This is a genomic window from Candidatus Kapaibacterium thiocyanatum (assembly GCA_001899175.1).
Lineage (GTDB): Bacteria > Bacteroidota > Ignavibacteria > Kapaibacteriales > Kapaibacteriaceae > Kapaibacterium > Kapaibacterium thiocyanatum.
In genome coordinates this window covers 174982-186993 of record MKVH01000021.1, presented here as the reverse complement: position 1 = coordinate 186993, position 12012 = coordinate 174982, and the positions used below count along the sequence as shown (strand labels likewise).

The window sequence follows — 12012 nt, the reverse complement described above, 5'->3', positions numbered from 1 at the left end:
CAATCAGCAACCTGGTATACTCGGTACCATTCATCATCACATACCGCTCCACCGTATCTTGCGTTCATGCTCTACCATGCACGTCAGTATGGTGGATATGCACGGATAGCATTGTTTCTTCAGGAGGTTCCAATTGGTTTTGAGAAACCCCATGGAACCGCTGGAACTCGCAGTGGCTGTTTGCATTGGCAGTAGATCGTCGGATGGTAGTCGGTCTGGCACGTTCTTTAGGTAGCAATGCTCAATCTTCTCTCTTTGTTTCCTCCCCCATACGGCGGCGTGGCCATCCATGCTGTTCGCCTACTCGAATGTCTGATCGAGCGCAACATCGATGTCCGTGGCTTTTCCCTGACGGGGGTACCGGACACGGCACTGCCGATCTCGAAGGTCTCACTATTCGACGTAGCGCGGGGGATCGGTAAGCCGGGGAGTATCGTCCACTACCATAGTGACGAAGGGAACTGGAAGACGGCTCTATTGGCTTCACGATACTGGCGGCATCACCACATCCCGTACATCGTTACACTGCATTCATTCCGTCCACGCGATGTCTTCACCAACGGACTGATCCGGAACGCCCTGCGTCGGGCGTATGACGAAGCGGCGACGATCATCTGTATCAGTGAAGAAGTGCGCTCTTCCCTTGCCGAACTCATCGGTGTCCAACGGGATCACTGTACGGTGATCCCGTCCAACCTTCCCGTCTCGTCATTCGAGCGTGAACGCCCGCTTGACACATCCATTCCGTCCGCCTGGACGAACGCACCCGTACGCATCGTCGCTAATGCCGGCCGTGTCGTACGCTTTGGCGGTGAAGATCTCTACGGGATCGATGTTCTGTTGAAAGCCGTCACCGACCTCCGCCATACGGCACCGGATGTCTCGTTGCTCATCGTCGTGGGCAACGACGTCGTCAATCATGATCTCTACGCAGAATGGCAACGTATGGCAGAGCAGGACGCAGGAATCCATCTGGTGAACGGCCACCGTGGCCCACTCCTTCCCGCCGTCCTGCATTCGCATATCGTCGTACGGCCTACACGTACGGAAGGTGGGCCGAGTCTCACACTGTCCGAAGCACTGGAATGCGGTCGTATCGCCATCGGCTCGGATGCCGTACCACGCCTTCCCGGATGCCGTCTATTCGCGAACGGCTCCGATACCGATCTACTGCGCGCTCTACGGGAAGCAGTCCTTGACGTCCAGCTCGGCAGGCTGCCGCTGCCCAGGCGGACAGGTGAGGACATTCTACCGAGACTTCTCGATGTCTATCGACGAAGTGGCCTGCGTCTTCCAGAGACTACGGGAATGTGAGGTGCCAACGCCCCGCAATCGCCCCATGGCAGGGTATTTCGTCAGCAAAATCGTCAGCATAGAAAGCCATACCGTTCGCAACTAGTTGATTTTTCACTAGTTAAAGAAAATCAACATTAGTCCCCGAGGGAGCACCAAGCTTCAGGCCGAAGTCCATATGCAAGTGGATTTCGGCCTTTTTTTTGGCCGGATTGAATGAGCGCGCTGGCCTCTCGGTACGGACCATTCCCGAATGAATGTATCGGGCGACAGTATCGTTCCGATATGGAAAGTATCGATAGTGCTATACCACGGCGTTATACTAATCTGATTTACATCCCCGATTGTGGGTATTCCCGGTAATCTACCGCATGATATCACCTGTGTGTCCATGCGGTTTGGTGCCTGCATAGTGGCTTGGTATCACTAAGCTTATCGAATCGGAACGCAGGGCCGTATCCGACGTTATGTGCAAAAAATATGCGTATGTAATACGGTATTTCGCGTAGAACTACGTTCTTCGTTGGCTGATTCCCGAGTAAGTTTGCAACGCTTTTTTCCGGGAAACGCGCCTACACTCCAGGGATCGTCATGAGGTTTCGATTGGTGACGGCCGCAGCGATCGGGCTGCTGCTATTCACGTCCGTTACGGCATTCGCTCAGAATACGCCGCGAACGATCCGCTACCAGGGACTACTGACGTCCATATACAACGATCCATTGCCTGGCGGCAGATATGCCGTGACATTCTCGCTCTATCGGGAATCGAGCGGCGGTACTCCGTTCTGGACGGAGACGCATACGTTGTCCGTGGTGAACGGTGGATGCGAGGCGATCCTTGGGTCGATCAATCCGCTGATCGCTCCCTTCACAGAACAATACTATCTGGGCATAGCCATCGCCGATGGCACCGAAGCGGAGCCGCGCCTCGCGTTGACGACGGTCGTCAGCGCCCTTCATGCATCTGTGGCCGATACGGCCATGTCGATCCGTTCGACGACGACAGGAGTCGTGCGCTCCGTCAATGGTCGCGAAGGCGACGTCGTCGTGCGGGGGGCGGGCGGTACGACCGTGACGACGTCGAACGACGGTATCGTCGTATCTAGTCCTGCGGGTGGTATCGCCTCCGTGACGGCATCCGATCCTTCGCTGACGCTCAGCCCTGTCGCTGCCGAGACGACGGACGTGACGGTCGCCTCCGGTGGCGTGACGACTGCGAAGCTCGCCGACGGCAGTGTGACGGCTGCGAAGCTCGCCGACGGCAATGTGACGACGTCGAAGCTCGCCGATGGCAGCGTGACGACTGCGAAGCTCGCCGATGGAGCCGGGACGACGCCGAAGCTCGCCGATGGCAGCGTGACGACTACGAAGCTCGCCGATGACGGTGTGACGACTGTGAAACTCGCGGACAGTTCGATCACGACACGAAAACTCGCCGATGGCAGCGTGACGATTGCGAAGCTTGCCGATGGCAGTGTGACGACTGCGAAGCTCGCCGATGGCAGCGTGACGGCTGCGAAGCTCGCCGACGGTAGTGTGATGACGTCGAAGCTCGCCGATGGTAGTGTGACGACGCCGAAGCTCGTCGACAGGGCCGCCACGACGAGAACGTTCGCCGACGGCAGCGTGACGACGGAAAAGTTGTCACCTACGGTCGGCATATCCGGAACCTATGGCGATTCCATGCATGTGGCCGTCGTGGATATCGACGACAAGGGTCGCGTCATCCGTGTGGAGGAACGACTGATCGCCGGTACGGAGCCAGGTGGGGCGGCCGGTGGTGACCTTACCGGTACCTATCCGAATCCGTCCATCCGTGATGGTGCGATCGTGACGAAGCATTTCCCCGATGGGGCCGTCGTGACGGTGAAGATCGCAGACGGCGCCGTGACGACTGCGAAGCTGGCAACGGGCGCCGTCACCACGTTGAAGATCGAGGATGGCAGCGTGACGACGGCGAAGCTTGCCGACGGAGCCGTGACGACGGTGAAGATCGCCGACAATACCGTGACGTCGAGGAAGATGTCGCCTAGCGGTGTGATCGCAGGAGCATATACGGATTCCATGCAGGTACGCCGGCTCACGGTCGATGCCTCGGGCCGCATCACGCGCGTCGATACGCTCACGATCCGCGGCGTTACGCCGGGAGGTCCTGCCGGTGGTGACCTCGCCGGCACGTATCCGAATCCGCAGATCGCACCTGGTGCCATCACGACGTCGAAGCTTGCCGACGGTGCCGTGACGACAGCGAAGCTTGCCGACGGAAATGTAACGACAACGAAGCTTGCCGACAGTTCGGTAACGATGCCGAAGATTGCCGATGGAAATGTCACGACGCCGAAGATTGCCGACGGAAACGCCACGACGTCGAAGATTGCCGACGGAAACGTCACGACGTCGAAGATTGCCGATGGTGCCGTGACGACCGAAAAACTCGCCGACAGTTCGGTGACCACACCGAAACTCGCCGACGGTTCGGTGACCACACCGAAGATCGCCGACGGCGCCGTGACGACGCCGAAGATGGCACCGACGGGCGTCGTTCCGGGCACCTACGCCGATTCCACACACGTTGCCCGCATCACCGTCGATCGTTCCGGCCGCATCACGTCGGCCCAACCCGTGCTCATCACGAACGTCGAGCCCGGTGGTCCTGCCGGTGGCGATCTCACGGGTACGTACCCGAATCCGCAGATCGCACCGAATGCGGTGACGACTGCGAAGCTCGCGAACGGTAGTGTGACCGCATCGAAACTTGCGCCCGGCAGCGTGACGACGCAGAAGATCCAGGACGATGCCGTGACCTCGCAGAAGTTGTCGCCCACGGGCGTCGTACCATCGACGTACGGTGACAGCACACACGTCGGCCACATCGCCGTCGATGCCACGGGGCGTATCACATCGGCGCAGCCCGTGCTCATCCGTTCGGTGGAACCCGGCGGTCCTGCCGGTGGTGATCTGACGAGCACCTATCCCAATCCGCAACTCCGTGACGGTATCGTCGGTACACCCGACATCGCCGATGGAGCCGTGACGGCTGCGAAGCTTGCCGATGGCAGCGTGACGACTGCGAAGCTTGCCGACGGCAGCGTGACGACTGCGAAGCTTGCCGATGGCAGTGTGACGACTGCGAAGCTTGCCGATGGCAGTGTGACGACTGCGAAGCTGGCCGATGGCAGCGTGATGACTGCGAAGCTTCGGGACAGCAGCGTTACCACACCTATTCTTGCTGACGACGCCGTGACATCACAGAAGATGTTGCCCACCGGCGTGCTATCGGGTACCTATGGCGACAGCCTTCGTACCGGTCAGGTGACCATCGATCGCGCGGGAAGGATCACGCAGGCACAGAACGTCACGATCCGTGGAGTCGAGCCCGGGGGCCCTGCCGGTGGCGATCTTGCGGGTACCTATCCGAATCCCGCACTCGCCACGACTGCGGGGAACAACATCGTCACGGCGATCAATGCATCGTCGTCCGTCCTCGACATCGCCCATGGCGGTACGAATGCGAATACGCGTTCAGGCGCACTCAACAATCTTCTGCCCGCACAAGCGGGACATGCAGGGGAATTCCTGTCGACGAACGGCACGGACGTTCTCTGGAAGAGCGTCGGCGATACGGTCGGTACATCCGCCGCCTTCACCGGCCAGGTCGCAGCATACTGGCCGACGACGAAGTCCGTTTCTCCCACCTCGGCGGTATGGGATTCGGCCGGCAGCTATCTGTCCATTGGTACGGGTGCCCGATTGCTCAAGGCGCCCATCAGTGTGAACGGACAGGCTGCGAAGCTCGCCCTCCGCTCGAGCGGCGGCTCCATGACCGGTTACTCGTCGAACGATGTTCATACCCGCCTCGTGACGGCGTCGGATGCCATTACGGTGTCCTACGGACATCTGCAGAACGGCCTGTTCTCTCCCACCATGCGCGTCAGCGGTATGGCATCGGGTGCTGAACCGCGTCTGCGTATTTACGGTACTGCGTCGGATTCCACGCTGGCCGGCCGCGCACAGGCGCACCTCGATCTGCACAGCACGAACGTCAGCGATCCGACCGCCGGACAACGCATCCGTTTCCACCAAAGCAACCAGTACTGGGGTACGCTCAACTATGCCGCATCGTCCACGATGGGCAACGGAACGTTCACCACGATGAGCCTGAACGTGATCTATAACGTGATCGAGAACCAGGGCGCCCTCATCCTCGCCGGAACGCCGGCCAACACGTCGATCGCTCCGGTCGCCGGTGGATTCATGCTCCGTACGAACGGTACGACCAACAAGCTGCAGATCTCGGAGAACGGTGGGGCCTTCTTCGATCTCTTCACCAACGACACGTACATGCGTCTCGGTCCGCCGGTACCCGATACCGTGATGGACCGTAGCAACTACCTGTTCAACATCAACTTCCAGCCCATGGCAGGAGCCGGCTACAGCGCAGGGATCAATTCCATCTCCACGGGTGTGGGTGACGTCGATGCCACGGGCCTGACGCTCGAGGCCATTCCGTCCGGCACAGGACGGGCCGTCGCGATGCAGATCAACGGCGGCGACGTGTACTTCTACGGTGGCTCCACGCTGCCGTCGCTGAACATCGGCAACTCGAGGGTATTCTCAGGCAGCAATACGCAGAGCCCCGGCCAGATCCGTCTCGGGCCGACTGGCGCCTCGACGTTGAACACGGGTAATACCATGGCTGGCCGGAAAGTCGGTGGACGGGCGGCAAACAATGGCACGAACTATATCGGGCAGAACATCCTGAACAATTCTCCGATGCTGACGACCAATGCGATCGCCATCGGTACGGACATCGCACCGCTCGACAGTACGGCGAACCATGTCACGTCGGTCCTCATCGGTGCCGGCGTTTCGCCGAGAGGATCGGGTCCACGCAATACATTCGTCGGTGCCGGATCGGGAGGTGACTCTTCATCCAGCACGGGACACAACGATGGCGTCGGTATCGGTGCACGTGCAGCGGCCGGTATGAGATTCGCCAACAGCTACGTAGCACTCGGTACCGATGCGCTGCGCACGGCGCAGAGGGCGACATCGACGACGGCCGTCGGAGACAGTGCGGGCGTCGACCTCCTGCTCGGTGCGGAGAATACCTATCTCGGCGCGTACTCCGGTAGCGGACATACGGGCGGAGATCGCAATACGTTCATCGGTGCGCGTACGACGACGACGACACCGAACCTCACCGGATCGATGGCCATCGGATGGAAGGCGCAGGTGGATACGAACAATGCCATCGTGCTCGGAAGTATCGCCGGTGTGAACGGCGCTACGTCGAACACCAACGTCGGCATCGGTGTCACGCGTCCGCGTGCACGTCTGCATGTCAATGGCCCCGTGCGACTCGGCACAGGTTCCGTCATCGCACCATCCATCTTCCGGCAGACCTCCACGGTCGACGCTCCGAACGTCGTGTCACGTGGTCATGTCCTCGTCAACGTTGCCGCACCGGGGGCCCAGGTCGGCCAGCGCGTGTTGCTTTCGCCGAGTGCCGATCTTCCGGATGGCATCATGGTCACTGCACGGGTTTCGGCTGCGGACGTGGTGACCATCGAATTCAAGAACGTGTTCAATGCCCCCGCGGATCCGCCGCAGGTGGACTTCTTCATCACGGTGATGTAAATGGGAGCGCACATGAAGAATCTTGCCCTCGCTATCGCCTGCGCCGCTTGCATCCTCGTTGGTGAAACCGCCCATGCCCAACAGAATCAGCCGCGGACGTTTTCCTATCAGGGATTGTTGACGGATGGCGGCGGTCAGCCTGTACCGGAGGGAAGCCATACCGTCGCCTTCGCACTGTACGACGTCGCCAGCGGCGGCACTGCCGTATGGTCGGAAACACATACGGTGAACACCTTCACGGGTGTCTTCGACGTCGTGCTGGGGATCAGTACGCCATTGACGATGGCGTTCGACCGACAATACTGGCTGGCACTGTCGATCGACGGTGGTGCGGAACTTCAGCAGCGTCTTGCGTTGACGTCCGTTCCCTATGCCATGAATGCCCAGGTCGCCGATACCGCCTATGCACTGTCGCCGTCGGTACGGGGTATCGTGCGAACGATCAACGGTCGTGAAGGCGATGTGACGATGACCGGTTCCGGTGGTACCACCGTCGTACGCACCGGTGATACGATCAGGATCGGTTCCACACCGGATGGCGTGAAGACGCTCGTGAGTTCGGACAATAGTGTCGCCGTGACGTCGGGTTCAGGACCGGACGTCAGCCTCGACGTCGCTGCGAATGCGATCACGACCGTGAAGATTGCCGATAGAAGCGTCACGACCGTGAAACTGGCCGATGGAAGCGTGACGACGTCGAAGCTCGCGGATACGTCGGTGACGACGTCGAAGCTTGCCGATGGGAGTGTGACGACGCCCAAGCTTGCCGATGGGAGTGTGACGACCGTGAAGCTCGCCGATGGAAGCGTGACGACCGCGAAGCTCGCCGATGGCAGTGTGACGACCGTGAAGCTCGCCGATGGAAGCGTGACGACCGCGAAGCTCGCCGATGGCAGTGTGACGACCGCGAAGCTCGCCGATGGCAGCGTGACGACCGCGAAGCTCGCCGATGGAAGCGTGACGACCGCAAAGCTCGCCGATGGAAGTGTGACGACCGCGAAGCTCGCACCCGGTTCCATCACGACACGTATCGTGGAGGACACGTCGATCACGTTGGCCAAGCTCTCGCCGACGGGTGTGACGGCCGGGATGTATGGCGATTCGACGAAGTCGGCCGTCATCACGGTGGACACGAAGGGGCGTATCACAGCGGCACGTGAAGCGACGATCACCGGTACGCAACCTGGCGGTCCCGCCGGCGGCGATCTCACCGGTACCTATCCGAATCCGTCGCTGCGCGATGGTTCGATCACGACGGTGGCCATCGCCGACAGCAGCGTCGGTACACCGGCGATAGCACCGGGAGCGGTGACGACCCTCAAGCTCGCCGACGGTGCCGTTACGACCCTCGCTCTTCAGGACGGTTCGATCACGACGCTCAAGTTCGCCGCTGGCGCGGTGAGGACATCGAAGATCCAGGATTCCGCCGTCACCAGCGACAAGATGACGTCCACCGGCGTCGCGCCTGGTACATATGGCAATGCGACACAGACGCAGCTGGTCACCGTGGACGAAGCCGGACGCGTGACGTCGATGAGAAGCGTCGATATCCGCGGCGTCGAGCCGGGGAATGCAGCCGGCGGCGATCTCACGGGCAGCTATCCCAACCCACGCCTTGCCGACAGCTCCGTTACGACATCGAAGTTTGCCGACAGTTCGGTGACGACTGCGAAGCTCGCCGCCGGCAGCGTGACGACACCGAAGATTGCCGATGGCAGCGTGACGACGTCGAAGCTCGCGGACGTCAATGTGACGACGTCGAAGCTCGCGGACGTCAATGTGACGACGTCGAAGCTCGCGGACGGCAACGTGACGACGTCGAAGCTCGCGGACGTCAATGTGACGACGTCGAAGCTCGCGGATGGCAGTGTGACGACACCGAAGCTTGCCGATGGTTCCGTGACGACGCCGAAGGTCGCCGACGATGCCGTGACGTCGCAGAAGATGTCGCCGACAGGAGTCGCGTCCGGCGCCTATGGAGATGCACAGCACGCCGCACGGATCACCGTCGATACCGCAGGACGCGTGACGACGGCACAGGATGTGCTCGTACGCACCGTCACGCCGGGTGGCCCTGCCGGTGGCGATCTCACGGGAACGTATCCTGATCCGCAGGTAGCCATGTCCACCGTGGTGACGTCGAAGCTCGCCGACAGTGCAGTGACGACGTCGAAGCTCGCCGATGCCAACGTCACGACGCCGGCGCTCGCGTCCGGTGCCGTGACCTCACAGAAAATGTCGCCCACGGGTACCGCCGGTACCTATGGTGATTCCAGTCACGTGGCACGACTGACGATCGATCGTGCCGGACGTACGACGACGGCTCAGGATGTTCTCATCACGAACGTCGAACCCGGTGGTCCCGCCGGCGGTGATCTCTCCGGTACGTATCCGAATCCGTCGATCGCACCGGGTGCCGTCACCACGATCAAGCTCGCCGATGGCAGCGTGACGACGCCGAAGCTTGCCGACGGCAACGTGACGACGGTGAAACTCGCCGACAGTGCCGTGACGACCGTGAAGGTCGCGGACGGCAACGTGACGACGTCGAAGCTCGCGGACGTCAATGTGACGACCGTGAAGCTCGCGGACGGCAACGTGACGACGGCGAAGCTCGCGGATGCTAACGTGACGACGGCGAAGCTTGCCGACGATGCAGTGACCTCACAGAAAATGTCGCCGACCGGTGTCAGCGTCGGCACCTACGGTGATTCGACGTATGTCGCATCGCTTACGGTGGAGGCCAGTGGCCGTGTAACGCAGGCGCAGAACGTCCTTGCACGCGGCGTACCGCCGGGTGGTCCTGCCGGTGGCGTGCTTACGGGAACCTATTCCGCTCCGACCTTCGCTGCCACTTCCGGCAATACCATCGCCAACGTCATCAACAACGCATCCACGACATCGCTGATCGACATCGCTCATGGGGGTACGGGTGCGGCGACGATCCTCGGTGCGCGTACGGCCCTGCTGCCGACGCAAACGGCCGACGAGACCTTCCTGCGTACCGATGGTACCAATGCATCGTGGTCGGGCATCAATGCGGCGTTCGGTCGCGGCACCGCCAACAGGGTCGCCATCTACATGGCGGCACGCACCTTGAAAGCCGACAACTGGTTCATCGATCCCGTGCTCAACACCATGGGTATCGGTACGCAGCGCACGGACGCGACGCTCAACTTCGCCGATCTGTCGGGACAGCAGCTCGCCGTCCAGTCCAGTGGACCGTATTCGTCATCGATCGGCACGTATCCGAATGAAATGCGTCTGACGACCATACCGGGAGCGGATCATAGCATCGAGGCGAACAACGGCGCGGGTACCACCCAGAATATGATCATACGTACCAACCCTTCCGGTGAAGGCAGGTACACGGTGGTGAGAAACGGCCAGCCCGTTTCGGCGCTCGCGGGCAGTGAAGCGCATCTCGAACTCTACAGCGCCAATTCCGGTAATCCCCGAATGGAAACGCGCCTGTCCTTCACACAGGACGGGCAGTATGCAGGTCGCATCAGCTATCGTGCCGCATCGACGAACGGTCCGGGACAGTTCATCTTCTCGTCGCACAACGATGCGCCGACGTCGATCGAGCATAACGGTACGCTGTCGATGATAGGATCCGCACAGGATGCCTTCATCACACCTACGTCCGGTTCTTCGGTGATCTACTTCGACAGTACGAGCCGGAAGGTCCTCGCATCCGAGAACGGTGGACCGTTCAAGGCCCTCAATCCGTTCGGACAGTACGTACAGCTCAACCTGCCATTCACGAACTGGGCCTCGGAGGATACGGTGTCCGACCGCTCGAAGTATCTCTTCGACGTGGCCTATGCGAGCACGGCGCCGATGGGACCGGCGCGCGGTGCACGCATCGAGGGTATCTCCACCGCACCGGGCAACAACTTCGCCAACGGCGTCCACATCGAGGTGACGAGGGTGGGCAACGGCGTCCCAAGGGCGGTCGTCGGCAAGGGTGACATGATCATCGACAGCGTGCACGGCTATATCATCGACTACTCCAACATGAAGTTCTGGCGCGGTGTTTCCGGCGGAACGAACATGTATCTCGGTGGAAACACCGGAACGGTACCGGGTAATACCAATACCATCGGTATCGGATTCAACGCGCTGTCTCCGATGGTCGGCAACGATAATATCGGCATCGGCTATCTCGCGGGTATGATCCTGAGCGGGGGATCCAATAACATCCTCATCGGCGAAGGAGCCCTTTACAGTTCGCCGGCTGCGTCGCCTGTCACGGCCGACGACAACGTTGCCGTCGGCTATATGGCGAGGGGGAGGGCGACGAAGACGGCGAGGAGGACGACGGCCGTCGGGGCCTCGACGCTGGCCATCGGAACTACCGACAGCTTGAACATCGCGATCGGCCAGTCCGCCGGGACCCAGATAGGGACGGGATCGCGCAACGTGCTCATCGGGAAGGATGCAGGCATGAACCTTACGACCGGCAACTCGAACGTCTTCCTTGGCCGGGGTGTCAGCTACGGGGCGACGGCGACCTCTGCCAACGTCGCCGTCGGACGTGATGCCGGTGGTACCGGTGTGGGCCTGGACAGCATGGTGAGTATCGGAGCCTTGCACTCGTATACCGGTGCCATGTCGCATGGAGGTGGGGTACTCGGAGCACGCGCGAACCTGCAGACCGATTCCGGTATGGTCCTCGGTGGTAATGGCGGGGCCGGCTATCCCAACGTAGGGATCGGTACCACCAAGCCCAAGCGCAGACTCGACGTCAATGGCGACATCATCATCGGCACCAATGGTACGGTCATCGAAGACATCATCAAGTACCCCTATACGTTGCCGTTCGGTACTACACCACAGGCCTTCACCGCCAATCAGGAAGTCATCCTGGAGGTGCCCGTACCCGGGGCGAAGGTCGGCGCATCGGTCGCAGTCACGTTGCGGGCCGATCCCGGCAACTACTTTCAGGAGATCACGACGTTCACCGGCTGGGCCTACGTGCCGGTGAATGGCACCGTACGGTTCGCGCTGCAGCCTGCGGTCTACAACTACACGAAGAATACCGACATGCCCATCGTCATCACCATCATCCAGTAA

3 protein-coding genes are annotated in these 12012 nt (G+C 60.9%); all 3 read left to right on the top strand.

The features are described 5' to 3' along the window. Positions 1 to 279: 279 nt before the first annotated feature. The 3 genes from BGO89_07070 to BGO89_07060 all read left to right on the top strand — a co-directional run bounded on the left by BGO89_07070 (position 280) and on the right by BGO89_07060 (position 12012). Positions 280 to 1314: a hypothetical protein gene (locus tag BGO89_07070; GenBank protein OJX57726.1), complete on the top strand. Its 1035-nt coding sequence runs from the start codon at positions 280 to 282 to the stop codon at positions 1312 to 1314. Positions 1315 to 1899: 585 nt separating this feature from the next. After that, positions 1900 to 6933, top strand: coding sequence for a hypothetical protein (locus BGO89_07065; GenBank protein ID OJX57725.1), 5034 nt, complete (start codon positions 1900 to 1902; stop codon positions 6931 to 6933). After that, the gene (locus BGO89_07060; GenBank protein OJX57724.1) at positions 6934 to 12012 is read left to right on the top strand and encodes a hypothetical protein; all 5079 of its coding nucleotides are present in this window, start codon (positions 6934 to 6936) and stop codon (positions 12010 to 12012) included.